At 70.5% G+C, this 25,025-nt stretch carries 24 protein-coding genes and 2 tRNA genes; 11 read left to right on the forward strand and 15 right to left on the reverse strand.

Annotated features, from left to right (window positions below):
• Positions 1-20: 20 nt before the first annotated feature.
• Positions 21-731 (reverse strand): 2-phosphosulfolactate phosphatase, encoded by a 711-nt coding sequence (locus BN1701_RS01875; protein WP_369800468.1) that lies wholly within the window; start codon positions 729-731, stop codon positions 21-23.
• A 55-nt stretch (positions 732-786) separates the two neighbouring features.
• Between BN1701_RS01875 and BN1701_RS01880 the strand changes: the two genes are divergently transcribed.
• Together BN1701_RS01880 and BN1701_RS01885 are read left to right on the forward strand one after the other, a co-directional pair.
• Entirely contained in the window at positions 787-1,254 is a 468-nt protein-coding gene (locus BN1701_RS01880) for a ribose-5-phosphate isomerase (RefSeq protein WP_054044850.1), read from the forward strand.
• Positions 1,255-1,263: 9 nt separating this feature from the next.
• Positions 1,264-2,070 (forward strand): Fpg/Nei family DNA glycosylase, encoded by an 807-nt coding sequence (locus tag BN1701_RS01885; protein WP_054044852.1) that lies wholly within the window; start codon positions 1,264-1,266, stop codon positions 2,068-2,070.
• Here the strand turns inward: BN1701_RS01885 and BN1701_RS01890 are convergent.
• From BN1701_RS01890 to BN1701_RS01905, 4 genes are all read right to left on the reverse strand, one after another.
• Positions 2,067-2,837 (reverse strand): hypothetical protein, encoded by a 771-nt coding sequence (locus BN1701_RS01890; protein ID WP_054044855.1) that lies wholly within the window; start codon positions 2,835-2,837, stop codon positions 2,067-2,069. The genes BN1701_RS01885 and BN1701_RS01890 overlap by 4 nt on opposite strands.
• Positions 2,838-2,911: 74 nt before the next feature.
• Positions 2,912-4,132 (reverse strand): GNAT family N-acetyltransferase, encoded by a 1,221-nt coding sequence (locus BN1701_RS01895; RefSeq protein ID WP_054044856.1) that lies wholly within the window; start codon positions 4,130-4,132, stop codon positions 2,912-2,914.
• A 43-nt stretch (positions 4,133-4,175) separates the two neighbouring features.
• Positions 4,176-4,607: an NUDIX hydrolase gene (locus tag BN1701_RS01900; RefSeq protein WP_054044858.1), complete on the reverse strand. Its 432-nt coding sequence runs from the start codon at positions 4,605-4,607 to the stop codon at positions 4,176-4,178.
• Between the two features lie 205 nt (positions 4,608-4,812).
• Positions 4,813-4,883: transfer RNA gene (locus BN1701_RS01905), tRNA-Gly, on the reverse strand.
• A gap of 73 nt (positions 4,884-4,956) precedes the next feature.
• Between BN1701_RS01905 and BN1701_RS01910 the strand changes: the two genes are divergently transcribed.
• Positions 4,957-5,030: transfer RNA gene (locus BN1701_RS01910), tRNA-Pro, on the forward strand.
• Here BN1701_RS01910 and BN1701_RS01915 read toward each other — a convergent pair.
• Entirely contained in the window at positions 5,022-5,435 is a 414-nt protein-coding gene (locus tag BN1701_RS01915; protein WP_054055551.1) for a GntR family transcriptional regulator, read from the reverse strand. The two genes, BN1701_RS01910 and BN1701_RS01915, sit on opposite strands and share 9 nt — an antisense overlap.
• Positions 5,432-6,349, reverse strand: coding sequence for a hypothetical protein (locus BN1701_RS01920; RefSeq protein ID WP_054044860.1), 918 nt, complete (start codon positions 6,347-6,349; stop codon positions 5,432-5,434). The genes BN1701_RS01915 and BN1701_RS01920 overlap by 4 nt, the downstream gene beginning before the upstream one ends.
• Before the next feature lie 156 nt (positions 6,350-6,505).
• Between BN1701_RS01920 and BN1701_RS01925 the strand changes: the two genes are divergently transcribed.
• The 6 genes from BN1701_RS01925 to clpX all read left to right on the forward strand — a co-directional run bounded on the left by BN1701_RS01925 (position 6,506) and on the right by clpX (position 12,275).
• Positions 6,506-6,892 carry an SCO5389 family protein gene (locus BN1701_RS01925; protein WP_054044861.1) on the forward strand — a complete coding sequence of 129 codons (387 nt, stop codon included), beginning with the start codon at positions 6,506-6,508 and terminating at the stop codon, positions 6,890-6,892.
• Positions 6,892-7,911, forward strand: coding sequence for an LLM class flavin-dependent oxidoreductase (locus BN1701_RS01930; RefSeq protein WP_054044863.1), 1,020 nt, complete (start codon positions 6,892-6,894; stop codon positions 7,909-7,911). Before BN1701_RS01925 ends, BN1701_RS01930 begins: the two co-directional genes overlap by 1 nt.
• An 82-nt stretch (positions 7,912-7,993) precedes the next feature.
• Positions 7,994-9,352: a trigger factor gene (gene tig, locus BN1701_RS01935; RefSeq protein WP_054044865.1), complete on the forward strand. Its 1,359-nt coding sequence runs from the start codon at positions 7,994-7,996 to the stop codon at positions 9,350-9,352.
• 162 nt (positions 9,353-9,514) lie between these two features.
• On the forward strand, positions 9,515-10,117 hold the full coding sequence (locus BN1701_RS01940; protein WP_082859609.1) for an ATP-dependent Clp protease proteolytic subunit: 603 nt from the start codon (positions 9,515-9,517) through the stop codon (positions 10,115-10,117).
• A gap of 19 nt (positions 10,118-10,136) precedes the next feature.
• Entirely contained in the window at positions 10,137-10,766 is a 630-nt protein-coding gene (locus BN1701_RS01945) for an ATP-dependent Clp protease proteolytic subunit (protein WP_054044866.1), read from the forward strand.
• Positions 10,767-10,976: 210 nt separating this feature from the next.
• Entirely contained in the window at positions 10,977-12,275 is a 1,299-nt protein-coding gene (gene clpX / locus BN1701_RS01950; RefSeq protein ID WP_054044868.1) for an ATP-dependent Clp protease ATP-binding subunit ClpX, read from the forward strand.
• Positions 12,276-12,595: 320 nt separating this feature from the next.
• On the opposite strand, the gene BN1701_RS01955 is transcribed toward clpX, so the two are convergent.
• From BN1701_RS01955 to BN1701_RS01970, 4 genes are all read right to left on the reverse strand, one after another.
• Positions 12,596-13,498 (reverse strand): alpha/beta hydrolase-fold protein, encoded by a 903-nt coding sequence (locus tag BN1701_RS01955; RefSeq protein WP_082859610.1) that lies wholly within the window; start codon positions 13,496-13,498, stop codon positions 12,596-12,598.
• Positions 13,499-13,631: 133 nt separating this feature from the next.
• Positions 13,632-14,810, reverse strand: coding sequence for a CaiB/BaiF CoA-transferase family protein (locus BN1701_RS01960; RefSeq protein WP_054044871.1), 1,179 nt, complete (start codon positions 14,808-14,810; stop codon positions 13,632-13,634).
• The gene (gene fdhD, locus BN1701_RS01965) at positions 14,807-15,628 is read right to left on the reverse strand and encodes a formate dehydrogenase accessory sulfurtransferase FdhD (RefSeq protein ID WP_054044873.1); all 822 of its coding nucleotides are present in this window, start codon (positions 15,626-15,628) and stop codon (positions 14,807-14,809) included. Before fdhD ends, BN1701_RS01960 begins: the two co-directional genes overlap by 4 nt.
• Positions 15,629-15,709: 81 nt before the next feature.
• Entirely contained in the window at positions 15,710-17,014 is a 1,305-nt protein-coding gene (locus BN1701_RS01970; protein WP_054044875.1) for an alpha-lytic protease prodomain-containing protein, read from the reverse strand.
• Between the two features lie 100 nt (positions 17,015-17,114).
• On the opposite strand from BN1701_RS01970, the gene BN1701_RS01975 reads away from it, so the two are divergent.
• Positions 17,115-18,629 (forward strand): NAD(P)/FAD-dependent oxidoreductase, encoded by a 1,515-nt coding sequence (locus BN1701_RS01975; RefSeq protein WP_054044878.1) that lies wholly within the window; start codon positions 17,115-17,117, stop codon positions 18,627-18,629.
• Between the two features lie 47 nt (positions 18,630-18,676).
• Here the strand turns inward: BN1701_RS01975 and BN1701_RS01980 are convergent, their stop codons facing one another.
• Positions 18,677-18,925 (reverse strand): mycoredoxin, encoded by a 249-nt coding sequence (locus BN1701_RS01980; protein WP_054044881.1) that lies wholly within the window; start codon positions 18,923-18,925, stop codon positions 18,677-18,679.
• A gap of 108 nt (positions 18,926-19,033) precedes the next feature.
• Positions 19,034-21,304, reverse strand: a complete 2,271-nt coding sequence (locus tag BN1701_RS01985) for an FdhF/YdeP family oxidoreductase (protein WP_054044883.1) — start codon at positions 21,302-21,304, stop codon at positions 19,034-19,036.
• Between the two features lie 70 nt (positions 21,305-21,374).
• On the opposite strand from BN1701_RS01985, the gene BN1701_RS01990 reads away from it, so the two are divergent.
• Positions 21,375-23,099, forward strand: a complete 1,725-nt coding sequence (locus BN1701_RS01990) for a hypothetical protein (protein WP_054044885.1) — start codon at positions 21,375-21,377, stop codon at positions 23,097-23,099.
• On the opposite strand, the gene BN1701_RS01995 is transcribed toward BN1701_RS01990, so the two are convergent.
• Complete coding sequence (locus tag BN1701_RS01995) at positions 23,092-24,060, reverse strand: hypothetical protein (RefSeq protein ID WP_054044887.1); 969 nt, start codon at positions 24,058-24,060, stop codon at positions 23,092-23,094. The genes BN1701_RS01990 and BN1701_RS01995 overlap by 8 nt on opposite strands.
• A 153-nt stretch (positions 24,061-24,213) precedes the next feature.
• Positions 24,214-24,978: a hypothetical protein gene (locus BN1701_RS02000; RefSeq protein WP_054044889.1), complete on the reverse strand. Its 765-nt coding sequence runs from the start codon at positions 24,976-24,978 to the stop codon at positions 24,214-24,216.
• Positions 24,979-25,025 lie beyond the last annotated feature (47 nt).

Genomic DNA, 25,025 nt, shown 5'->3' on the forward strand with positions numbered 1-25,025 from the left:
ACGGCCCGACCGGAGTCGAGCTATTCGTAGACCCCGTCCACCAGCCTCGGCGCGGTCGTGCTCGCCGCGTGGCGGGCCGCCAACTCGACGTCACCGGCGTTGCCGCCCGCGTCCAGTTCGCGGCCCGAGGAACAGTCGCGGAGCACGCCGTGGAGGTCGTCGGCGAAGGCGAGGAACGCGGCCTCGGCCACCCGCGCCTCCGGGGACAGCGCGCCGCCGAGGGCGTGGGCGATGGCGCCCGCGCCCAACTGGTCCTCCACGCAGGGGCGCAGTGCGCCGACGTGGCCCCAGCGCTCGCTTGCCGCGACGATGCCGACCGGGCCCGAATGGCGCACCGCCGCGGCGATGGCGGGGGCGTTGCGCAGGCAGCCCGCGAACACCGGCACCCCGGTCTCGGCCGCGGCGGCGCTCAGGGTGGCGCCGTTGGGGGAGGGGAGGGCCAGAAAGGTGCCCGCGGGCAGGTCGACCAGCGACGACGGCCGCAGGGTCCACGGGCCGTCGCCGGGGAGCGCGGCGCCCGCCGCGCGTGCTTCGGACTCGCCGCGGGCGTCGCGGTAGCGGAGCGGCAGGACCCGGCCGCCGCGCGACACCGCGATGTCCACCGACGTGCTGAACGACAGCACGTCGACGATCACCAGCGCGCCGCAGGAGCCGGCCAGCGCGGCGACGCCGTCGAGGCCCCATTCCACCCGGACGTCGAAGCCGGACTGCACGAATGAGGGATCGATCACCCGCCAACCCTCCCATCGGCTGCCAACCGGATTACGGGATGGCACACTTCGCCCCGTGCGTGTCTACCTGGGATCCGACCATGCGGGCTTCGAGCTGAAGACCCACCTCATCGACCACCTCACCGCCGCGGGCCACGACGTCACCGACGTCGGTCCGCACGAGTACGACGCCCTCGACGACTACCCGCCGTTCTGCATCGAGACCGCGCGCCGCGTGGTGGCCGACGAGGGCAGCCTGGGCATCGTCCTGGGCGGGTCCGGCAACGGCGAGCAGATCGCGGCCAACAAGGTCAAGGGCTGCCGGGCCGCGCTGGCCTGGAGCGTCGAGATCGCCAAGCTGTGCCGCGAGCACAACAACGCCCAGGTCATCGGCCTCGGCGCGCGGATGCACAGCGCCGAGGAGGCCACCGCGATCGTCGATGCCTTCCTCGCCACCCCGTTCTCCACCGACGAGCGGCACGGGCGCCGGATCGGCCTGCTCGACGAGTACGAGCGCACCGGCGAGCCGCCGTACCTGCCTTAGTTTCCCGAAATGCCAGAAGGCCACACCCTGCACCGGCTCGCCCGGTCGCACCAGAAACGCTTCGGCGGCACCGCCGTCGAGGTCTCCAGCCCACAGGGACGCTTCGCCGCCGGAGCGTCCCTTGTGGACGGACAGGTGCTCCGCCGGGCCGAGGCGCACGGCAAGCACCTGTTCCACGTCTACGGCCCCGAGACCATCGTGCACGTCCACCTCGGTCTCTACGGCACGTTCGATGAGACACCCCTGCCCGCGCTCGCGCCCGTCGGCCAGGTCCGCATGCGCCTGGTCGGCCCGACCCACTGGGCCGACCTGCGCGGGCCGACGGCCTGTGAGGTGCTGACCCGCGCCGAGGCCAAGGCCGTCCGCGACCGGCTTGGCCCGGACCCGCTGCGCCGCGACGCCGACCCGGACCGCGCGTGGACGCGGATCTCCAGGTCCCGCACGCCGCTGGCGGTGTCCTTGATGGACCAGGCCGTGATCGCGGGCGTGGGCAACGTGTTCCGCGCCGAACTGCTGTTCCGCCACGGCGTCCACCCGCTCACCCCCGGCACGGTGCTCGACCGGACACTGTGGACGGACATGTGGACGGACCTGATCGACCTCATGCGACTGGGTGTGCGCCGCGGCCGCATCGACACCGTCCGCGACGAGCATCTGCCCAAGGCCACCGGCCGCGCACCCCGGGTGGACCGCCACGGCGGCGAGGTCTACGTCTACCGGCGCGCCGGAATGCCCTGCCATGTTTGTGGAACCGAGGTCGCGGGCCAGGTCCTAGCGGCCCGCAACCTCTTTTGGTGCCCCACCTGCCAGGCCTAGAAGTCGAACCCGCCGCCGATGTCGCCGCCGCCCCAGTCGCCGCCGCCGTAATCGCCGCCGCCTGAGTCGCCGCCGTAGTCCCCGCCCGCGTCACCCTGGTCGCCAATGGCGTCCTCCTGGCCCGCGTCGTAGCCGGACTCCCAGGCCGCCGCGCCCGCGATGCCCGCCATGCCGGAGAACATCATGCTGAACAGCAGCACCGACCCGACGCCCCACGCGCCCGCGACCAGCGCGGGCTTCCACCACGGCTCGCTGTACCAGCCCTGCGGCACCGGCCTGCCCGCGACCCGCCCGCCGGGGTAGTAGTGCGGGGTGCGCTGACCGGGGACGGGGGACGCCTCGTAGTCGTGGCCCTCGACGCTGACCCTGCGGTCCTCGGTGACCTTGCCCGCGCGCTGCGCCTCGTGGTCGACCGGCAGTTCGGGGCCGGGGTCGATGCCCATGGCCGTGCGCGCGGCGCGGATGTAGTAGAGGCCTTCCAGCGCGGTCTTGGTGACCAGCCTGCACTGCTCGGTCGTCGTGGCCTGCTCCATCTGCGACCCGGCGGCGGTGTAGCGCTCGGCGGCGTCGGCGATGGCCTGCTGGGACGCGAGGTCGGTGCCGGTCAGGTTCATCACCTGCCCGCCCAGCCGCTCGACCCACCGCCGCGCGTCGGCCTTGGCGTCGTCGAGGTCCTTCTGTCGGTTCGCGGCCCGACCGCGGGCGGAGATCACCGCGAGCGCGACCAACGCCAAGACGATCAAGATGACTACGGTCGTACCACTCATAGCGACCTCCCGCTGAACACCTCGTCTAAGGGGTCAACGCCGGAAGGTACCGCCGTGGTTCCCGAGGCGCCCGGTCAGAAGACCTCGACGCAGGCGGGTTCCCGTTCGCCGAGGAAGGCCGCCGACAGCCGCGCCACCGCGCCAGGCGTGTGCTCGTGTACCCGGCCCGCCGCGGCCAGCATCGTCAGCCGCGTTCCGCCGAGGAAGGCGGCGCCCAGTTCCGTGGAGCTGGTGGACAGGTCCGCGTCGGCCGTCGTGCGCTCGACGGTGGCCTGGGCGTCCTTGGCGGTGAACCGCCAGCGGCCCGCGTTCCAGGGGCACCACTCGTCGGCGACCTCGATGACGACGTCCACGTCGGCGGCGTAGTCCCTGGCCACGAGTGCGCGGTCGAGGTCGACCAGCCGGATGAACAGCCCGTCGAACCGCTTGCGCAGCGCCGCCCTCGGGGTCTGCAGCAGCAGCGTCAGCGGCTCGTCGACCGCGCCGTCGAGCTCGACCATGCCGATGAGGTCGACGTCGAGCAGGTAGCGCACCAGGGCGGCGTAGGCCCGCGGCGTGGTGGCCACGAGTTCGCGAACCATCAGGCGGCCGTCGGGCGCCCGCTCGGACCACTCGCCCTTGACCCGGTACACCGCGTACCCGTCGGGATGCACCGCGAACCGCAGCGGCGAGGCGCCCGCGCGCCTGCGCTCGGTGTCGAGCAGGTGGTACTCCCAGTACGCTCCCGGCCTGCTGAGCGCGCCCACGGTGGTCGCCGCGTGGCGCTCGTAGATCGGCTTGATGGCCTCGATCGCGTCCGCGCGCGCCACTTCCCGCACCCGGTCGGCGCCGAGGTCGACGCCCGGCCGGAACGGGGTCTTCGCGGTGATCTCGTAGTGGATGTAGTCGGTGGCCAGGCCATACCCGAACCGCCCGTAGATCGCCGCCTCACTGGCCCACAGCGCCGCGATCGGCTCCGCGCCGGACTCGTGCAGGCCGTCCAGTTGGGCCCGCATGATCCGGGAGAGCACCCCGCGGCGGCGCTGGTCGGGACGCACGGCGATCGACGTCACCCCGGCCACCGGGCGGGCCCGCCCGCCCGGCAGCGTCAGCGACCGGGTGAGGATCCCGCCAACGCCCGCGAACCGCCCGCCCTCGAGGACCGCCACGGTGCGATCCGGCTCGAAGACGGTGCGCTCCGCGTCGATGACGTTCGCGAGATCGCCCTCGGAGAGGAACGCCGTGGCGACAACGCCCGCGTACTCGTCGAGGTCGTCCGCGGTGAGCGTGCGCAAGGTGTAGTCGTCGGTGGCCACGCCTCGGTGTCTACGCGACACCGCCCGATCGTGCCACTGGTTTTCAGGCGAAGAACGGCTCGCGCGCGTCGAGGCCGTGCTCGATGCACTGGCGCACGGCTATGGGCACATTGAGCTCGTCGAGCCGCTCCGGCTCGACCCACACGGCCTCGCCGCCAGGGCAGCCCGCGAGCGTTCCGCCGATCGGCCGCCCGCGGAAACACACCGCGAAAGCGTCGTCGGGCTGGTCGAAGATCCCCACCAACCCGGTGATCTCGACGTCGACCCCGGTGCTCTCAGCGGCGACGCGACAGGCCGCCACCGACACGGTCTCACCGGAACACGGCGGCCCGACCGGCAGGTGATAACTGTCCGAGTCCGGCCGCCGCACCATCAGCAGCAACCCAGCGTCATCGACGACGACAGTGCTCGTCGCGACCGCGTTGCGGTAGTAGGGACGGGTTTGGGGCTTGAGGAGATAGTCAGACTGCGACATGGCTACTGCTTAGCGAGTCCGAAACCCGCACACCATGGCCAACCGTGCGATCACACGGAAGTGCGGCCGAATCCACCCGACTGGCTGTGTCCCACGCCACGTCGGAAGGTGATTCGCCGACAACGCAAGCAGTTCGTTGGAAGGGAACCATCGAATAAGGAAGCGGCGGCAAGATCCACTGGACCTTACCGCCGCCGGATGAACGAGCGGGCGACGGGAATCGAACCCGCGTAGCTAGTTTGGAAGACTAGGGCTCTACCATTGAGCTACGCCCGCATGTGCGCCGGGCGTTAACCCTGGGCACGTAAACCAGCCTAGCGGGTCACGCTACGCTGATCGCGCACGACCCCGGGATGTGGCGCAGCTTGGTAGCGCATCCGCTTTGGGAGCGGAGGGTCGCAGGTTCAAATCCTGTCATCCCGACAAAGCCCCGTCGCCGCTGGCTACGGGGCTTTCGCTGTTCGCGAAGGCGTGCAGCACCGCGGCCAGACCCTCCGCTTCGGTGAGGCCGATCGCTTTGACCCGCGCGACGTAGTCCGCGGCGGCCTTCGCGAGCGCGGTGCCAGCGTTGGTGTGGGTGCGGGGGATCGCAGCGACGACGGTTCCGTTGCGCCGCGCGGTATGCAGGGCACCCGCCGTCTCGAGTTCGCGGTACACGCGGGCAACCGTGCCCGCCGACAAGCCGAGATCCCGGGCGAGTTGCCGGATGCTCGGTAATCGGCTGCCGATCGGCAGTTCGCCATCGCGGATCAGCTGGACTAGCTGATCGCGGACCTGCCGCCACGGCGCGACGCCGCCGTCGGGGTCGACCAGAATCCGGGCGGTCACGCCGCGGCCCGGACATACGGCAGGCGGCGGGGCGGGTTGGCAGCCCAGATCCAGCCCGCCGCCGCGACGAACAGCACCACAACGCCGGTCAAGTCGGTCGCGGACGTGTGCGCGAGCCATCCGGGTGCCTGCGGGAACCCAGGCGGCACCATGAAGTGGCGCAGGAATTGGAGCCGGTTGCTGGCGCCCATGACCATCGCCGCCATCCAGGCGATGCCGATGCCGACCGCGACGCGGGCCGTGCGGGTCCGTAGCGCCGCGTCGACCCGGGGGTCGCCGACGGGTCCGCGCCGAACCGCGAGTCGCACCAAGCCGAGGACGGCCGCCACGCCGACGGCGATCCCCACGAGCGCGAACAAGGATGTAGGCCTGCCGATGTCGGTGGCGTAGCCGCCGGAGAAGCTCCACGTGCTACTGCCGTCCGCTGATCTCCACACGCCGTCGGCGGGGAGCAGTGCCGAGACCCGGTCTGCCCAGGTTTGGGCGATCAGACCCGCCACGGCCAACGCGACTGCCGCCGAAGCGAGGGCCAGCAGCGTGGCCATCGCCCATCTCGGCACCACGTCACGCCAGTGGCGCCGGACCAGCGTGGCGACCCGGGGCCCGCGCGGCGGGCGTAAGGACGCGATTGCCTCGGCCACGAGCAGCCCCGCAATAAGTGGGGCGAGGAAGGTGAGTGGGCTCGAGTCGCCGGAGGCGGGTGCGATCAAGACCGGGGCGAGCAGAAACAGCGGGGGATAGAGCAATCGCCGGTTTCGCAGGTAAGCCACCGCGTGCACGGCCTGCTGCTCGTCCGGGTCAGGAACGCCCCATCGGCAGAGGAACCGCTGTCCCGTGGACACGGTCGGCCACAGCACGAGCAAGATCGCCAGACCGACGGCCGCGTACGTCAACGGTGTGATGAGCCGCTCCATACCGCCCCCATTTTGTATCAGCTGCCTGATACAAAGTGTTCCATGGTTGTCAACACAGCGAATCGGTTGGGCCAAAGAGGTGGAGTCGATCAGCCGGCCTTGTCCGCTGTTCAACACCCCCGGTAGGCAGAAACCACGGACTCCCCTGGAGGTTTCATGTCTCTCGATGTTTCCCCCGACCTGCTGGCCGCCGCCGAGCGCGGACCCGTATCGGACGCCGAGTTCATCGACTGCGTGCGCACCTCACTGCCCTACGCCTGGGAAGTGATCTCCGGCGTCGCGACCTCCGTCGACGCCAGTGGGTTCGCTGACCATGAGATCCCCCCGCCCAGTGAGGCCGAACGCGGCCAGCTCCTCCGAGCCCTCGCCTCCGACGCCATCCGCGGCGGCTTGGAACGCCACTTCGGCGTCAAGCTCGCCTTCCAGAACTGCCACCGCGTCGGCGCGTTCGCCCCAGGCGCCGTCGACGGCGACCGCTACCGCGCCTTCATCTCCCCGCGCGGCCAGCTCCTCAATCAGTCGCCCGAGCTCCGGGACTGCTGATTCGGCTCGGGGTCTTCGTTCTGGCGGGTCGATTCCCTGGGCAGGGAGACCATCACGCGCTCGAAAGGGCGCTCTCGACGGTGGCAGCGGCGGAAGACGCGGGGCTTGACGACGTTTGGTTCGCCGAGCACCACTTCATGCCCTACGGCGTCTGCCCGGACGCGTTGACCTTCGCCGCGTTCGCCCTCGGCGCGACCAGGCGCATGGCTGTCGGCACGGCGGTGAGCGTGCTGAGCACCGTGCACCCGGTCGCGCTGGGGGAGCGGGCGCTGCTGCTCGACGGCCTGGCCCGCGGCCGGTTGACCCTCGGTGTCGGCAGGGGCGGGCCGTGGGTCGACCTGGAGGTCTTCGGCGGCGGCCTGCCCCGCTACGAACACGGCTTCGCCGACGGGCTCGACCTTCTCCTCAAGACCCTCCGCGGCCCGGTGACCAGCGGCGACGCCTGGTTCCCGTTCCGCGAGGTCCCGGTCGTCCCCGCGCCTGCCCAGGATCCGCCGCCGGTCGTGGTGGCGTGCACCTCCGACGCCACCGTCGACCTGGCCGCCCGGCGGGGGCTCCCGATGCTGCTCGGAATGCACATCGGAGACGACGACAAGCGCGCGCTCATCACCCGTTACCGCCGACAAGGCGGTCCACCGGACGCCCAGCACGTCTCCGCCGTCATCGCCCATGTCGGGGACAGCCGCGAGCAGGCCGTGACCGAAGTCATGGCCGCGCTCCCCGGCTGGCTGCGCGACGGCCTGGCCGCGCACCGCCCAGTCGACGGCAGGCCCGGCCCGACCCGCGACCCGCACGCCTACGCCCGGCTGCTCTGCGACCTGCATCCGGTGGGCCACGCGGACTACTGCCTGCGCGCCCTACGGAAGAGCGTGCGCCGGTCCGGCGTCAGTCGGATCATCGCGATGGTGGACGTGACCGGTGACCCCGGTCGCACCCTGCGCACCGTCGACGCGCTCGGCGCGCACGTGCTGCCCGCCCTGCGCACCCCGCCCGGTCCCGACCTGGGCAAGCTCGCCTAGACTCGTGGATCGACCCCGGCCACTTTCGTGCTCGGGGCGCGTCCAGCACACAGCCGTCTGTCAGTCGTCCTAGGAGATCACGTTGAAGAGCACCGTCGAGCACCTGAGCCCGACGCGGGTACGGATCAACGTCGAGGTGCCGTTCGACGAGCTCAAGCCGAACTTCGACCGCGCATACCGCAAGCTCGCCAGCCAGGTCCGCATCCCGGGGTTCCGCCCCGGCAAGGCCCCCGCCAGGGTCATCGAGTCGCGCGTGGGTCGCGCGCCGATCCTCGACGAGGTCATCAACGAGGCCATCCCGGCCAAGTACATGGAAGCCCTCACCGCCAGTGAGATCAAGGCGCTGGGCCAGCCCGACATCGAGGTCACCAAGCTCGAGGACGGCGACCACCTCGCCTTCACCGCCGAGGTCGACGTCCGCCCCGACATCACCATCCCGGCCTACGGCGAGTTCGCCGTCACCGTCGACGACCTCGAGCTCGCCGACGCCGAGGTCGACGAGCAGCTCGACGAGCTGCGCGCCCGGTTCGGCACGCTGACCGGCGCCGAGCGCCCGGTCGAGAACGGCGACTTCGTCTCCATCGACCTCGCCGCGACCGTCGACGGCGAGGACGTCGAGGAGGCCAAGACCAGCGGCCTGTCCTACGAGGTCGGCTCCGGCGAGCTGATCGAGGGCATCGACGAGGCCCTGATCGGTGCCTCCGCCGGTGAGACCAAGAACTTCCCCACCACCCTGGTCGCGGGCGAGTACGCGGGCAAGGAAGCCGACGTCGCGGTCACCGTGCAGTCGGTGAAGGTGCGCGAGCTGCCCGAGGCCGACGACGACTTCGCCCAGCTGGCCAGCGAGTTCGACACGATCGAGGAACTGCGCGCCGACCTGCGCGAGCGGCTGACCAGGGTCAAGAAGATGCAGCAGGGCGTCCAGGCCCGTGACAAGGTCCTTGAGGCGCTGCTGGAGACCGTCGAGGTCCCGCTACCGGAGAAGGTCGTCGAGGCCGAGGTCGAGTCCCGCCAGCACGACGCGGTGCACTCGTTCGACCACGACCAGGACAAGCTCAACGAGTTCCTGGCCACCCAGGACCAGACCCGCGAGGACTTCGACGCCGAGGTCCGCGCCGACGCCGAGAAGGCGGTCAAGACCCAGCTCATCCTCGACTCGATCGCCGAGAACGAGCAGGTCCAGGTCAACGACGGCGAGCTGACCGAGCGGATCATCTACCAGGCGCAGCGCTTCGGCGTGAGCCCGGACGAGTACGTCCAGCGCGCCCAGCAGTCCGGCCAGCTCGGCGCGATCTTCGCCGACGTGCGCCGCGGCAAGGCGCTCGCGTCGGTCGTGCGCCAGGCCGCCGTGACCGACTCCTCCGGCAACAAGGTCGACCTGGAGGAGCTGTTCGGCAAGGTCGAAGAGGCGCCTGCTGCCGAGACCGTGTCTGCTGAGTGACGACTGTTAGCGCGGTCCCCCAGGGCCGCGAGGATCGCAATTGACGCTCTGAGCGAAATAGGGCGGTGTCGGGAAGTCGGCGCCGCCCGCTTTCGTTAGGGTCGGTTACGAGATCACTGGTTCGTTGGACTGATCTAGTCAGACTGGAGAAGGCAGGCAGACGTGACGCAGCACCTCTCGCCCCACATGCGGTCCGCCACCGCGGGGCTCAACCTGAACGACTCGGTGTACGAGCGGCTGCTCCGTGAGCGCATCGTCTTCCTCGGCTCCGAGGTCGACGACGACATCGCCAACCGGATCACCGCGCAGCTGCTGCTGCTGGCCGCCGAGGACCCGGAGAAGGACATCACCTTCTACATCAACTCCCCGGGCGGCTCGGTCACCGCGGGCATGGCCATCTACGACACCATGCAGCTCATCGAGCCCGACGTGGCGACCTGGGGCATGGGCCTAGCCGCGTCCATGGGCCAGTTCCTGCTGGCCTCGGGCACCCCGGGCAAGCGCTACGCCCTGCCGCACGCGCGGATCATGATGCACCAGCCATCGGCCGGTGTCGGCGGCACGGCCTCCGACATCGCCATTCGCGCGCAGGTGTACGCGAAGTGGAAGCACGAGATGGCGCTCATCACCGCCGAGCAGACCGGGCAGACGGTCGAGAAGGTCACCGCCGACGCCGACCGCGACGCATGGTTCACCGCCGAGGAAGCCAAGGAATACGGCTTCGTCGACCACGTGGTGTCCCGCGCCACCCAGACCAACAACTGACGACGAGAGGAGTACCGCCATGAGTGGAATGCAGCTTCCCCAGTCCCGCTACGTGCTGCCCTCGTTCGTCGAGCGCACGAGCTACGGGGTCAAGGAGTCCAACCCGTACAACAAGCTGTTCGAGGAGCGCGTCATCTTCCTCGGCGTGCAGATCGACGACGCCTCGGCCAACGACGTGATGGCCCAGCTGATCTACCTGGAGTCGGTCGACCCCGACCGCGACATCACGATGTACATCAACTCCCCGGGTGGTTCGTTCACCTCGCTGATGGCCATCTACGACACGATGCAGTACGTCCGGCCCGACATCCAGACGTTCTGCCTCGGCCAGGCCGCCTCGGCGGCGGCGGTGATCCTCTCGGCGGGCTCGCCCGGCAAGCGGTTCGCGCTGCCCAACGCCCGAGTGCTCATCCACCAGCCGTCGACCGAGGGTGTCTACGGTCAGGTCTCCGACCTGGAGATCCAGGCCGCGGAGATCCAGCGCGTGCGGCGTCTGCTGGAGTCGACGCTGGCCAGGCACACCGGCAAGGACGAGGAAACCGTGCGCAAGGACATCGAGCGCGACAAGATCCTCACCGCGGCCGAGGCCAAGGAGTACGGCATCATCGACGAGGTGCTGCCGTACCGCAAGCTCTCGGCCAAGGGCTAGCCCTTAACGCCCGGCGCGGACGAATTCAGCACGAAAGTGACCGACACGCGGGGCCCTCTGGGCTTACCGTAGTCAGCTAGGGCTTTCGATTGAAATCGGCCGCGCCGGGTGCGGGTTCTCCCGCACAACGGGTGTTGGCAGGTACCGTCGAAGGCAACACAGCCAGGCGCGCTTCCCGGAGAGCGCCGGAGGGGACAGAGGTCAGACGTCATGGCGCGAATCGGTGACGGCGGAGACCTGCTCAAATGCTCTTTCTGCGGAAAGAGTCAGAAGCAGGTGAAAAAGCTCATCGCCGGTCCCGGCGTGTACATCTGTGACGAGTGCATCGACTTGTGCAACGAGATCATCGAGGAGGAGCTCGCCGAGGCGGGCGACGTCAAACTCGACGAGTTGCCCAAGCCGGTCGAGATCCACGAGTTCCTCGACAGCTACGTGATCGGCCAGGACGACGCCAAGCGCTCGCTGGCCGTGGCGGTCTACAACCACTACAAGCGCATCCAGGCCGGCGACCGTGCCCGTCCTGAGGGCCGTGAGGGCCGGGATCGCGAAGAGACCGTCGAGCTGTCGAAGTCGAACATCCTCATGCTCGGCCCCACGGGTTGCGGCAAGACATACCTCGCGCAGACGCTGGCCAAGCTGCTCAACGTCCCGTTCGCCATCGCCGACGCCACCGCGCTGACGGAGGCGGGCTACGTCGGCGAGGACGTCGAGAACATCCTGCTCAAGCTGATCCAGGCCGCGGACTACGACGTCAAGCGGGCCGAGACCGGGATCATCTACATCGACGAGGTCGACAAGATCGCCCGCAAGAGCGAGAACCCGTCGATCACCCGCGACGTCTCCGGCGAGGGTGTGCAGCAGGCGCTGCTCAAGATCCTGGAGGGCACCACCGCCAGCGTGCCCCCGCAGGGCGGCCGCAAGCACCCCCACCAGGAGTTCATCCAGATCGACACGACGAACGTGCTGTTCATCGTGGCGGGCGCGTTCGCGGGCCTGGAGAAGATCATCCAGGACCGGGTCGGCAAGCGCGGCCTCGGTTTCGGCGCCGAGATCCGGTCGAAGGCCGACATCGACAACGCCGACTTCTTCTCCGACACCATGCCGGAGGACCTGATCAAGTTCGGCTTGATCCCCGAGTTCATCGGCCGTTTGCCGGTCCTGGCCAGCGTGACGAATCTGGACAAGGAGTCCCTGGTCCAGATCTTGACCGCGCCGCGCAACGCGCTGGTCAAGCAGTACCAGAAGCTGTTCGAGATGGACGGCGTCGAGCTGGAGTTCACCGCCACCGCCCTGGAGGCCGTCGCCGACCAGGCGATCCTGCGCGGCACCGGCGCCCGTGGCCTGCGCGCCATCATGGAAGAGGTCCTGCAGTCGGTGATGTACGACATCCCGAGCCGCACGGACGTCGCCAAGGTGGTCATCACCGAGCAGACGGTCCGCGAGAACGTGAACCCGACCATCGTCTCCCGCCAACCTTCCCGCCGCGAGCGGCGCGAGAAGTCGGCGTAGCCCCGACGGAGTGGCCGTACGTCCTGCCCCTGCACGGCTGACCGGGGGCAGGGCGCGGCTGACTTGCCCACGAACTCGTCGAGGCAGGTGCGACGGTCGAGCCGTCCGTGCCCAAGCAGCATCGGGTGAAGGTGGGCGATCATGCTTTGTCTGGGGGGACGGCGGCCCCTAAGCTGCTTGGCGTGTGGGGTGCCTTATCCGCCACCGCTTTTTCCCCACAGGGGCCGTCGTAGGGGCCCCGGGCAAAGCGTGATCGCCCACCTTCACCCGATGGTGCGGACCAATCGGCACCAGGCTGCCAGTGGTCCCGGTCGACAGAGTCAGGCGATGTGGCGGCCGAGGAAGCCCAGCACGTCGGGGACGACGGTCCGGTAGAACGAGTCGCCGTGGGTGCCGGGGCCGGTGAAGCCGATCTCCGGCGACGCGAGGCGGATGAACTTGCGGGTGCCCTCGATGAAGTGGTCCTCAGTCCCACACCAGATGCCGACCGGTACCGAGCCCAGCTTGTCGACGTTGCGTAGTGGGTCCAGCGACGCCCATTCCTGGGTGTTCTTGAACGCTCGTCGGGTGCTCATCTCGCGCCAGGACATCAGGAGGCCGGGGGAGATGGCGGCGACCGCGGACAGCGGGCGGCCAAGTTCGTTGCGGCGGCGGGCGTAGAGCAGGGCGCCGAAGCCGCCCATGGACACGCCCGCGGCGGCGAAGGGCGCACCCAGGCCGCGTTCGCGCAACCAGTGGGGGACCTCTTCGAGCAGCATCCCCATGACGTTGTCGCCGACGTGGTTCTCGTGCCAGTAGTTGTTGCCGCCGTCGACCGCGACGAACCCGAACGGCGGCAGCGTCCCCGCCGACACGCCCGCGGCCAGGACTCGGGCCAGGCCGGTCGGGGCCGCGCCGCGGGCGTCGCCGTGCAGGCCGTGCAAGAGCACGCACATGGGCAGGTTCTTGGTCGGCAGCTCCGCGGGCAGGATCGTGACCAGATCGACGTCCTTGCCGCGCGCGGCCGAGAACACTCGGTCGACCCGGGTGACGGGGTCGGGCGCGGCGGCGCTGGTGATGGCGTTCATCCACGGGAAGGAACCGGTGAGCACCCCGGTGGTCGCCAGCCCGGCGGCGCCCGCGACCAGCAGAGATCGTCTGGTGAGCAGTGCGGCCACGGTTCCCCCTCCCGGTCCACAACACGTACCAAGGCACGCCGAAGTCGGCCTGTCCGACCACACCATCGGTCCTGCCCCCTGGTGTGTTTCTCGATTCAGTCGAAAGTGACTCAGGTTGCCCCACACCTAAGACGTTCGAACTCGGGAATCGGTTGAGTCGATCTAGTAGACCGTCGTCACTACGAGAGACGACGGTCTACTAGCCGATGGCGCCTTGCTCGCGCAGTTCGGCGATCCGGGAGGCGGGGTAGTCCAGCCAGGACAGGACCTCGTCGGTGTGCGCGCCCAGGTCGGGCACCGCGGCAGCCGACCACTCCCACCCGTCGGTGTCGACCGGGGGACGCAGCATCGGCACCGTTCCACCCGGAACCGACACCTTCGACCACCGTTCACGGGCCGTCAGCTGGGGATGCGCCGTCAGCTCCCCGACCTCCCTGGTCCGGGCGGCAGGGACGTCGGAGGTGTCCAAAGCGGACAGCAGGGCGTCGGCGGTCGTCGAGGTGAAGAACGGCTGGAGTTCGGCGTGGAGTTCGTCCCGGTTGGCCACTCGGGCGGTGACCGTCGCGAACCGCGGGTCGTCGGCCAGCCCAGGCAGCGCGGCCAGGCCGCACAGCCTGCGCCACTGGCCGTCGTTCTGGACCGCCAGGTGCACCGACTCATCATCCCCGCACAGGAACGGTCCGTACGGCGCGATGGTCGGGTGGTGGGCGCCGTGCCTGGCGGGTGCGGTGCCGGTCCCGTTGGCATAGAGGGCGGGCTGGTGCATCCACTCGGCCAGCGCCTCCATCAGCGTCAGCCGCAGCGTCGCGCCCTCGCCGGTGCGGCCCCGCCGGACCAGCGCGGCCAGCACCGCCGCGTGCAGCTGGACCCCGGCGGCGATGTCGGCAACCGAGATACCCGCGCGCGCCATCCACGGACCCGACCCGGTGGTCGCGACGAGTCCGGTCTCGGACTGGATCAGCGCGTCGAACGCCTTGCGCTCGCTGTATGGGCCGCCTTCGCCGTAGGACGACAGCTTCGCCACGACCAGCCGGGGATGCGCCGCCCGCACCGAGTCGGCGTCCAGGCCCAGCCGCCGCGCCGCGCCCGGCGACAGGTTGCACATCACCACGTCGGCCCGTGCGATCAGGTTGGCCACGATCGCGGCGCCCGAGGCGTGCTTGAGGTCGACGACCACCGACTCCTTGCCGACGTTGGTCCACGCGAAGTAGCTCGACACCGTCCCGCACGAGGTGTCGTAGTCGCGGGCGAAGTCGCCTTTGCCCGGCCGCTCGATCTTGATCACGCGGGCGCCCAGGTCGGCCAGCAGCCGGGTCGCGTACGGCACCGCGACCGCCTGTTCCAGGCTGACCACGACCATCCCGTCGAGCGGCTTCACCCGATCCGCCCGAGGCCCGCGTACACGTTCATGCCGTCCCCGCGCAGGAACCCGACCAGCGTGATCCCCTGCTCCTCGGCCAGGTCAACGGCCAGCGACGACGGCGCCGACACCGCGGCGAGCACCGGGATCCCGGCCATCGCCGCCTTCTGCACCAGCTCGAACGAGGCCCGTCCGGACACCAGCAGCACCGTGCCCGCCAGCGGCACTCGCCGCTCCAGCACGGCCCAGCCGACCACCTTGTCGACCGCGTTGTGCCTGCCGACGTCCTCCCGGACCACCAGCGGCTCACCGGCCGCGGTGAACAGTCCGGCCGCGTGCAGGCCGCCGGTCGTGGCGAACACCTTCTGCTGTTCCCGCAGCTGGTCCGGCAGGGACCGCAGCGCCGACGCGGACACCGTCACCGGGTCGGTGGCGGGGGAGTGGCGGGTCCGCAGCCGTACCGCGTCCAGCGCTGCCTTGCCGCACACGCCGCACGAGGACGTCGTGTAGAAGTTGCGCTCGACGCCCGGGTCCGGCGCGGGCACGCCGTCGGCAAGGGTCACGTCGAGGACGTTGTAGGTATTGCGGCCGTCCTCGTCGGCGCCGTCGCAGTAGCGGGCGACCGAGACGTCGGACCGGTCGCCGATCACGCCTTCGGTCAGCAGGAACCCGTGGGCCAGCTCGACGTCGCTGCCGGGGGTGCGCATGGTGACCGCGAGCGGCTTCCCGCCGACCCGGATCTCCAGCGGCTCCTCGGCGGCCAGCGCGTCCGGGCGGGTGCGCCTGCCGTCTTCGGTCAGCCGCACGACCGGTCTGCGCACTGTCACTCGTCCCATGGGGTCCAGCCTAGGCAGGACGGAGAAGGGACTACCCCCGGCGCCTGCGTTCGCCGGGGGTAGTCCATGAACCGCGCTAGTTCACAGGCGTCGCCACAACGCCGGAACGTTCGGCGGTTCCCAGCCCGGCTGGGAGGTGTGTCCCTGCCAGGCCGCGTATCGGGACCCTCCGTAGGTGACCTGGGCGCCCGCCGCGTAGGCGACGTACGGCGCCCAGGTACCGCCGGGGGGCTGGGTGGTGCTGGTCGGTTGCGTGGTGCTGGTAGGCGGGGTCGTGCTGGTCGGCGGGGTCCCGGTGGTCACCAGGCGCAGGCCGTAGGCCGACAGGATCTCGCCGAGCGGCTGGAAGTAGATCGTGCCGCCCGAGGTGCAGTTGCCAGAGCCGCCCGAGGTCACGCCCTGGGCCTGGTCGCCGGTGATCCACGAGCCGCCGGAGTCACCCGGCTCGGCGCACGCGTTCGTCCTGGTCAGACCCGTGATGGTGCCCTCGGGGTAGGTGACGGACGCGTTCTTCTGCTGGATCGTGCCGCAGCGCCAGCCGGTGGTGGAGCCCGACCGGCAGACCGAGGCGCCGACCGGGGACTCCGTGGCGCCCGCGACCGGCACGGTGCCGGGGTAGCGGTTGACCAGCGCGCGCGGGGTGTTGCCCGCCGCCGCGCGGACCCAGGCGTAGTCGTTGCCGGGGAAGCTGGACGCCACGACCGAGCCGGTCGGGTTGGTGGTGGCGGTGCCCGCCCGGCCGCAGTGCCCGGCGGTGACGAAGCCACCCTCGACGGCGAAACCGATCGAGCAGCGTCCGCTGCCGAAGGAGTACGCGTTGCCCCCGATGATGTCGATCAGCGGCTTGGGCGACTCGGTCGAGGCCGTCACCCGCACCCCGTCGACACCGCTGGCCTGGGCCCACGCCCGCGCCGCGGACTCGCCGCCCGCGTGCGACAGCACGACGACGGTGTTGCTCTGGGCGTCGACGAACCAGCCGGGGACGCTCTTGGGCGCGGCCTTGGCGTTGCCGTCGAGCTTGTCCTTGAGCGCGTCGAGTTGCCCCTGGCTGCGTGCGACCGTCTGCGGGACGGCACCCCTGGCCCGGATCTTGTCGGCCTTGGTCGCGTCGGTGACCGCGACGGTGAGGATGCTGTCGGCGTTGAGCCAGGCGCCCGCGAACGCCGGACCGAGCTCGCCGCGCAGGGTGGCCTCGGCGCTCGCGGCGGCGCGTTCCTTGCCTAGTCGCTGCTGGGCTTGCTCCGGGGTCAGGTTCAGGTCGCGGGCGAGGGCCGCTTCCAGGTCCGACACCGGTTTCGCGGCGGCCGAGGGTGTGATGGCGAGCGCGGTGGCCAGGCCCGCGACGCTCAAGGCCGCCAGGGCGGCGGCGGTGATCTTGCGGTTCATCCGCATCTCCTATGCAGGGTGAGTGGGACATGTCGAGCTAAGACCGCCGCTGCCCTAATTGGTACATACCAATCAGGTCATACCGTAGGGTCATGGCGTGATGACGGACCGGTATGACGTGGTGATCGTCGGCGGCGGGCACAACGCCCTGGTCGCCGCCGCCTACCTGGCCAAGGCGGGTCGCTCGGTGGTGGTCTTGGAGCGGCTGGGTCATACCGGAGGGGCCGCGGTGAGCGCGAGCCCGTTCCCTGGCGTGCGGCTCTCGCGGTACTCCTACCTGGTCAGCCTGCTGCCGGACCGGATCGTCGCGGACCTGGGACTGCGCCTGGACCTACGCTCGCGGTCGGTCTCGTCTTACACACCAGCTTTCCGCGACGGCGCCGCGACCGGCCTGCTCGTGGAGCGCGCGCCCGGCCAGGCGACGGCGGAGTCGTTCCGCGCGCTGACCGGCGGGGACAAGGAATACGCGGCCTGGCAGGAGTTCTACGGCGACCTCGCGCGGCTCGCCGAGGTCTTGGCGCCCACGCTGCTGGAGCCGTTGCCCACCCGGGACGCGGCCCGGTCACTGGTGGTCGGCGCGGCGGGGGAGCGGGTCTGGCGACAGGTGTTCGACCAGCCGCTCGGGGCGTCGATCGAGGAGACCTTCGCCGACGACCTGGTGCGCGGCGTGGTCGCCACCGACGGCCTGATCGGCACCTACACGTCGCTGTCGAGTGAGAGCCTGTTGGCCAACAGGTGTTTCCTCTACCACCTGATCGGCAACGCCACCGGCGAGTGGCGCGTCCCGGTCGGCGGCATGGGCGCGGTGACGGCGGAACTGCTGCGCGCGGCACTCGCGGCGGGCGCGGAGGTGGTCACCGGCGCTGAGGTCACCAAGATCGAGGCGGACGGCCGGTCGGCCGAGGTCACCGTGGGGGAGCGGGTAGTCGGCGCCGACTTCGTGTTGTCCGGGGTCGCACCCGCTGTCCTCGACCGCCTGCGCGGTCGGGAATCGGCGTCGCCGGTGGGCGCCCAGCTGAAGATCAACGTGCTGCTCGACCGGCTGCCCCGACTCAAGTCGGGCGTCGATCCGCGGCAGGCGTTCGCGGGCACCTTCCACCTCGACGAGTCCTATTCGGAGCTGGAGAACGCCTACCAGGCAACGGTTTCGGGCAAGCTGCCGGAGTTTCTGCCCGGTGAGATGTACTGCCACACGCTGACCGATCCGTCCATTTTGGACCCGGCGCTGGCCGGGCGGGGAGCCCAGACCTTGACCCTGTTCGGCCTGCACCTGCCGACGTCGCTGTTCCCCACCACCGAGGACCTGGCGGGCAGCTACCTGGCCGGACTCGACCGCTACCTGGTCGACCCCATCGCCGACTGCGTAGCCCGCGACGCCGACGGCCACCCGTGCGTCGAGGTGCGCACGCCACTGGACCTGGAGGCCGAACTGAACATGCCCGCCGGCAACATCTTCCACGGCGACCTGTCATGGCCGTACGCCGACGAGGGCGGCTGGGGCGTGGAGACCGACGTGGCGAACCTGCTCATCTGCGGGGCAGGCGCGCGCCGGGGCGGCGGCGTGAGCGGCATCGGCGGCCACAACGCGGCGATGGCCGTGCTGTCACCAGGCTGACTCGGGTCGGTGGCGAACGACGGATCGCCCACCAACCGACTTCATCGCTACGCGGCGAGCAACTCCTTGACCTCGGCCAGGCTCGGGTTGGTCAGCGCGGCACCGCTGGGGAAGTGCAGCGTGGGCACCGTCTGGTTGCCGCCGTTGACGCTCATCACGAACTCCGCCGCGTTCGGGGTCTCCTCGATGTCGACCTCGACGAACTCGATGCCGTCGGCCTTCAGCAGGGTCTTGAGCCTGCGGCAGTAGCCGCACCAGGTGGTCGAGTACATGGTGAGGGTGGTGGGTGCCGACATCGCGTGGCGTCCTTTCCGGCGGTGGTGTCGTCAGAGTCAACACCGCCGGGGGCCCGAAGATGCCTTATTCCAGTGCGCTGATGGTCACATCCGCACGCTCGAAGACGTCTACCCCTGAGCCTCCAGGCGGACCACGATCGACTTCGACGTCGGCGTGCCGGACGTCTCGGCCGTGGAGTCCAGCGGGACCAGCGAGTTCGCCTCCGGGAAGTACGCCGCCGCGCAGCCGCGGGCGGTCGGGTACGACACGATCCGGAAGGACGGGGCGCGTCGGTCGCCGTCGGTCCACTCGCTCACCAGGTCGACCGTCGACCCGTCGCTCAGGCCCAGTGTGGCCAGGTCGTCCGGGTTCACCAGCACCACCCGCCGGGCGTCCTTGATGCCGCGGTAGCGGTCGTCCAGGCCGTAGATCGTGGTGTTGTACTGGTCGTGGCTGCGCAGGGTCTGCAGCAGCAGCCTGCCCTCGGGCACGTGGATCACCGTCAGCTGGTTCGCGGTGAAGTTCGCCTTGCCCGTGCTCGTCCCAGGGAACTCGCGCGAGTCGCGCGGCGGGTGGGGCAGGACGAACCCGTCGGGCTCGCGCACCTTCGTGTTGTAGGAGTCGCAGCCCGGCACCACGCGCGAGATTCGGTCGCGCACCAGGTCGTAGTCGGCGGAGAACTCTCCCCACGGCACCTGATGCGTGCCGAACAACGTCTGGGCCAGCCCGCAGATGATGTCCACTTCGGACCGCAGCGCCGCGCTCGCGGGCTCCAGCCGCCCCTGCGACCGGTGCACGACCGACATCGAGTCCTCGACGGTGACGAACTGGTCGCCCCCGGCCTGCGGGTCCCGCTCGGTCCGCCCACGCGCGGGCAGGATCAGCGCGACCCGCCCGTGGGCGATGTGCGAGCGGTTGAGCTTGGTCGACACCTGCACCGTCAGGTCGCACGACCGCAGCGCCGCCTCGGTCACCGCCGTGTCCGGGGTGGCCGCGGCGAAGTTGCCGCCCACGGCCATGAACACCCGCGCCTTGCCGTCGCGCATCGCGCGGATCGCGGCGACGGTGTCGTGGCCGTGCTCGCGCGGGACGGTGATGCCGAACTCGGCCTCCAGCGCGGCCATGAACCGCTCCGGCATCTTCTCCCAGATGCCCATCGTGCGGTCGCCCTGCACGTTGGAGTGGCCACGCACCGGGCACAGCCCGGCGCCCGGCTTGCCGACCATCCCGCGCAGCAGGGACACGTTGGTGATCTCGCGGATCGACGGCACGGAGTGCTTGTGCTGGGTGAGTCCCATCGCCCAGCAGGTGATCGTCCGCGGCGAGTCGGCGACCATCCGCGCGACCCTCTCGATCTGTTCCTGGGGCAGCCCGGTCGCCGTCAGCACGCTGTCCCAGTCGAGGTCTCGCAGCGAAGCGGCGTACTCGGCGAAACCGTGCGTGCTCGCCTCGATGAACTCGTGGTCGAGCGCGTCCCACTGGAGCAGCAGGTGCCCGATGGCCTGGAACAGGGCCTGGTCGCCGCCGAGGCGGATCTGGCAGAACTCGTCGGCCAGCTCGGTGCCCTTGCCGAGCAGGCCACCGGGCTTCTGCGGGTTCTTGAACCGCAGCAATCCCGCCTCCGGCAGCGGGTTCACCGCGATGATCTTGGCGCCCGCCCGCTTCGCCGCTTCCAGCGCCGACAGCATCCGCGGGTGGTTGGTGCCGGGGTTCTGGCCGACCACCAGGATCAGCGCCGCCTGCTCGAAGTCGGCCAGCGACACCGAGCCCTTGCCGACGCCGATGGTCTCGTTCAGCGCCGCGCCGGAGGACTCGTGGCACATGTTCGAGCAGTCCGGCAGGTTGTTGGTGCCGAAGGAGCGCGCGAACAGCTGATAGAGGAAGGCGGCCTCGTTGCTGGTGCGGCCCGAGGTGTAGAACACCGCTTCGTCCGGAGTGGACAGTGCGCGGAGCTGGTCGGCGATCAGGGTGAACGCGTCGTCCCAGCTGATCGGCTCGTAGTGCGTGGCGCCTGCGCGCAGCACCATCGGGTCGGTGAGCCTGCCCTGCGCGCCCAGCCAATAGTCGGTGCGCTCGGCGAGGTCGGCCACCGCGTGCGCGGCGAAGAACTCCGGCCCGACCCGGCGCTTGGTCGCCTCCTCGGCGACGGCCTTGGCGCCGTTCTCACAGAACTCGGCGACGTGGCGGTTGCCCCGAGGTTCGGGCCACGCGCAGCCCGGGCAGTCGAAGCCCTCACGCTGGTTGAGCAGCCGCAGCGTCTTCGCCGTGCGCACCACGCCCATCTGCTCGACGCCGCGCTTGAGCGCGACCGCGACACCGGGTATCCCCGCGGCCCATTCCTTCGGGGTGGTCACGGTCAGGTCGGACTCGGCGACATCCTTGTCGGGCGGCTTGCGCATGCGCCCATCCTCTGCCCTCGGGAGTACGGATGCCATACGGTGCCCCTGCGACATCTGTGAAGGAGGCGACATGGAACTCGCCACGGCGCTGGCCGACGCGCGCACCGCCTGGGAGGACGCGACCGCGGGCGCCGAGCAGGCGTGCGGTGATCAGACCGCGGTCGCCGCCTACGTCGCGTTGCGCGAGGCGCTGGCCGCCGAGATCGGCGTGTGCGTCACCCTAGCGTCCTGCGCCGGAAATCCGACATCTATCTCGGCGGCCCAGCTTCCCGCTGGCCGCACGGCCGAAAGGCCCACGTACAACCAGTACGCAGACCTTCCGTCCGCACGCCCAGCGGAAACCTGGACCACCGATATAGACGCCGGATTTCCGGCGCAGGACGCTGGAGCAGCGATGACCGAGCCCGTCCAGCTCACCTCCGTGGTGCGCAAGCTCGGCGACCTGGCCTCGCTGGTCAACCCGGCCCGGCTGATCACCGTGGTCGGCGACGTCGTCCGCGAGATCAAGACCCCGCCGCCGGGCGATCCGGACGCCCTCGACACCCTCGCCGCGGCCTACCGGGTCGCGGCCGCCTCGTTCACCCCCATCGCCCGCGAGGTCGCCGCGCTCGACGACTCGGCCGTCGTCCGGGCCACCGCGCACCGCGTCGACTGGATCCCGGTCGCCTTCACCGCCACCGCCGACACCCTCGCGGAACTGGCCGCCGCCGTCCGCGACCACCAGCGCCGACACGCCGAACTCCACCGGGCCCTCGACGCCGCCGCGCACGACGCGACCCACGTCGGGTCGGTCCCGATGCCCGATCCGGTCGGGATCGCCCGGCTCGTCGGCGTCGTCGGCGACCTGATCACCGGCTGCGTCGAGGTCTACACCGACAGCCTCGCCGCAGCCGACCGCGCCGCCAGCCGCTTCACCGACCTGCGGGGGTCAGCCCGCGCCGCCGCCGGGGTCGCGGCGGGTTTGCCCCCGGCAGACGCGGTGGTCATCGCCGAGAAGAAGGTCGGTGCCCTGGCAGCGCACTACGAGGACGGTCTGGGGCTCACCCAGCTGGCCCGCCTCGGCGCCCTCTCCGGCCTGGACCGCGCGGTTCTCGACGTCCTCCTGGCCGCGGTCGGATCCGACCTCGAACGGGCCTGGCTCCTGCGCGCCGCCGCCGCGGGACACGGCCCGACCGAACTGGGCGAGTTCGCCCGGCGGATCCGCGGGCGCGACGAGCAGTGGCTCAACACCCACCTGTCCCTGGTCGACCGCGGCGGCGAGGCCGCGCAGGTCCGGATGGGCGTCGCGGTCCGCCAGTACGAGGCCACCACGTGCGGCACGACCACCCTGATCGTCGCCCGCGCCGAACACGACCCGCGCTACGCCCTGTCCCTGACCAGCGGCGACTTCCAGACCGCCTTCACCGCCGAACGCGGCGCGGTCCACGACGAGACGAACGTGGTCTACCCGCAGGCCGCGGGCACCTCGCCGAAAGGGGTCGCCGCCTACCTGACCCGCCACATCGGCGTCCCCTACGAGTGGCGGCTGGTGGACGACACCGACGCCAGGGCCATCTCCGCGACCCTGCGGGACGTGGTCGCGGCGGTGGATCAGGGCGTCCCCGTGCCGATCCTGGTCGGCGGGATCGTGCCCCGGCACTATGTGCTCGCACTGGGCCACGAGCGGGGAACGCTGCTGGTCTTCGAGCCGACCGCCGGGGTGACTGTCGCCGTCCCGGAGCGCGACTTCCTCGCGGGCAACCTCAAAACCGCGCTGGGCTTCGACCACGTGCAGTCGGTGATCTTGCCTAGTTAGGGCAGCCGCTTTCGGCAGGTAGGTCCGCGGACGGATCGAAATACGTGTCGCGGTCGCGGCCTGGTTTCTGGTGGACGACCTTCCCATCGCGGAACGACGGGGCCAGGAAGCCCTTCTTGTACGCCTCACACGAGATCGCGTAGCCGTATCCGCCCACGCCCGCGTACCAGAGGCCCTGGCTGGACTCGGTCCACCGCCAACCGCTGGACCGCCAGACGTAGTCGACCTCGGCGCGGACCACCACGATCGCGTCCATCGGGTCGTTGACCGTCGGCGCCTCGAAGGCGTAGGCGAAGACGTAGTTCGTGCGCACGACCAGCTCGCCCGGCCCACCGGCCTCCGCGGTCATCTTGCCGCTGACCTTGGGCTCGACCGGCAGCAACGGGTTGCCGTCGGCGATCAGGCTGACCAGGGCCTGGGCTCGCGGCTCACCGCCGGTGCCGAACAGGGGCTGGAGTTCCTTGCGGATGTCCGGGGCGAGCATCGCCAGGTACCGGCTCGGGTCGTGGCCGACGAGCAGGGTCCGGTCGAGCCTGCTGGCCACAAGCGCGTCGCGGACCTTGCCGGTGATGTCGGCGACCTGCTCGGCGGTGAACTCACCGATCTGCATCGCGGGCGGGACGGTGATGCCCGCGGCGCCGTCGGCCCACCCCGCGGCCGGGGTCTGGGCGAAAGGCTTGCCCGCGTCGAAGGTGTAGGAGGCCGACACCGTGGGGTCGCCCGCCGAAGTGGTGTCGCCGGAGCCGGTCAGGACCTTGTCGAACAGGCCGACCCGGACCATCAGCATCAACACGGCGATGACGGCGATGAGCACCATGGACGTGACGAGCCACCGCTCGACCCGGCGCCGCCGCGCGGAGCGCATCATCGCCCGCACGTCGGCGCGGGCCGCGGCCCGCACGCGGTTACGCCACTCGGCGTCCCGCAACGCCGCTTGATCGCCGAACTCACGTTGATCCACCGGCCCCCCATGGGCGCTCCAGCACCGTGTCCGGCCTGGCTCGAGGTGACTGCCTGGTGTTCAGCTCATCGATATGTCCCGGGACCGTGTTAACAACCCCATCGGCCAGGTCACAGACGCTGCGGTGAACGGTGGTCGAAACCCGATCAGCGGTCAGCCTTCGCAGGAGAACGCCGACTCGATAGGCCGATCGGGGTCGAACAGCGCGTCCGGAAGAACCCCTTCCCCTGACCCTCTCAGAGCCGCGCGCGAGTGGTCGCCGTCACACTCCGTGGAGGATCGTGAGCCCTCCGTCCGACTGAGCCAGACGCCGCGGTCTGCTGCGGGCCTGCCGGGTCCGACGATGGTGAGGTCGATGTCGATCCGGGCCACCTCGACCCGCGGGCCGTCGTCGGTGAGCAGAGGGTATGCGACCACGAACCGGGTGCGCACGAGCAGCTTTCCCGCGCCCGCCGACTCCGCCCACATCCGGCCGCGCACCTTCGGCGGCCGCGGCAGCAGGGTGGTGCCCGGCCCGAACCGGACCAGGAATCGGTCGACGCGCGCCGGGTCGGCGAGCGCGGCGCGCAGGTCGGCCTGGTCACCGGGAGCGAACAGGCGCAGGTAGGGCTCGTTGTCCCCGCCCATGATCACCGCCGGGTCGAGCATCGCGGCGAGCACGACCGCACGCGCCCGCTGGTAGGCGTCGGTGACCTCGGTCGCCGGGTGTGTGCCGACGGGCTCGACCGGCGGGATGACGACCCCGGCCTCGCCGTCGGCCCAGTCGTCGGCGGGGGTGGCGGCGAAGGGGTCGTCGGCGTCGATGGCGATGACCTTGGTCGGTGTGTTCCCGCCGAACCACGCGCCCCAGTTGGTCACGACGAACAAACCGATCATGGCCACCACGAGGACCACCGCGCCGATCGGAACCCTTCGCATGTTCCAAAACGATAAGGAGATCCCCCGGCCGGGTGGTGACCCGAACG

The organism is Alloactinosynnema sp. L-07 (genome assembly GCF_900070365.1).
Classification (GTDB): domain Bacteria; phylum Actinomycetota; class Actinomycetes; order Mycobacteriales; family Pseudonocardiaceae; genus Actinokineospora.

Excerpts from the sequence above, each read along its gene's own strand:
- BN1701_RS01885 (WP_054044852.1), top strand. The coding sequence starts at position 1,264 with ATGCCAGAAGGCCACACCCTGCACCGGCTCGCCCGGTCGCACCAGAAA.
- BN1701_RS01890 (WP_054044855.1), bottom strand. The coding sequence starts at position 2,837 with ATGAGTGGTACGACCGTAGTCATCTTGATCGTCTTGGCGTTGGTCGCG.
- BN1701_RS01900 (WP_054044858.1), bottom strand. The coding sequence starts at position 4,607 with ATGTCGCAGTCTGACTATCTCCTCAAGCCCCAAACCCGTCCCTACTAC.
- BN1701_RS01920 (WP_054044860.1), bottom strand. The coding sequence starts at position 6,349 with ATGGAGCGGCTCATCACACCGTTGACGTACGCGGCCGTCGGTCTGGCG.
- BN1701_RS01925 (WP_054044861.1), top strand. The coding sequence starts at position 6,506 with ATGTCTCTCGATGTTTCCCCCGACCTGCTGGCCGCCGCCGAGCGCGGA.
- BN1701_RS01945 (WP_054044866.1), top strand. The coding sequence starts at position 10,137 with ATGAGTGGAATGCAGCTTCCCCAGTCCCGCTACGTGCTGCCCTCGTTC.
- clpX (WP_054044868.1), top strand. The coding sequence starts at position 10,977 with ATGGCGCGAATCGGTGACGGCGGAGACCTGCTCAAATGCTCTTTCTGC.
- BN1701_RS01955 (WP_082859610.1), bottom strand. The coding sequence starts at position 13,498 with ATGGTGTGGTCGGACAGGCCGACTTCGGCGTGCCTTGGTACGTGTTGT.
- fdhD (WP_054044873.1), bottom strand. The coding sequence starts at position 15,628 with ATGGGACGAGTGACAGTGCGCAGACCGGTCGTGCGGCTGACCGAAGAC.
- BN1701_RS01970 (WP_054044875.1), bottom strand. The coding sequence starts at position 17,014 with ATGAACCGCAAGATCACCGCCGCCGCCCTGGCGGCCTTGAGCGTCGCG.
- BN1701_RS01975 (WP_054044878.1), top strand. The coding sequence starts at position 17,115 with ATGACGGACCGGTATGACGTGGTGATCGTCGGCGGCGGGCACAACGCC.
- BN1701_RS01980 (WP_054044881.1), bottom strand. The coding sequence starts at position 18,925 with ATGTCGGCACCCACCACCCTCACCATGTACTCGACCACCTGGTGCGGC.
- BN1701_RS01985 (WP_054044883.1), bottom strand. The coding sequence starts at position 21,304 with ATGCGCAAGCCGCCCGACAAGGATGTCGCCGAGTCCGACCTGACCGTG.
- BN1701_RS01990 (WP_054044885.1), top strand. The coding sequence starts at position 21,375 with ATGGAACTCGCCACGGCGCTGGCCGACGCGCGCACCGCCTGGGAGGAC.
- BN1701_RS02000 (WP_054044889.1), bottom strand. The coding sequence starts at position 24,978 with ATGCGAAGGGTTCCGATCGGCGCGGTGGTCCTCGTGGTGGCCATGATC.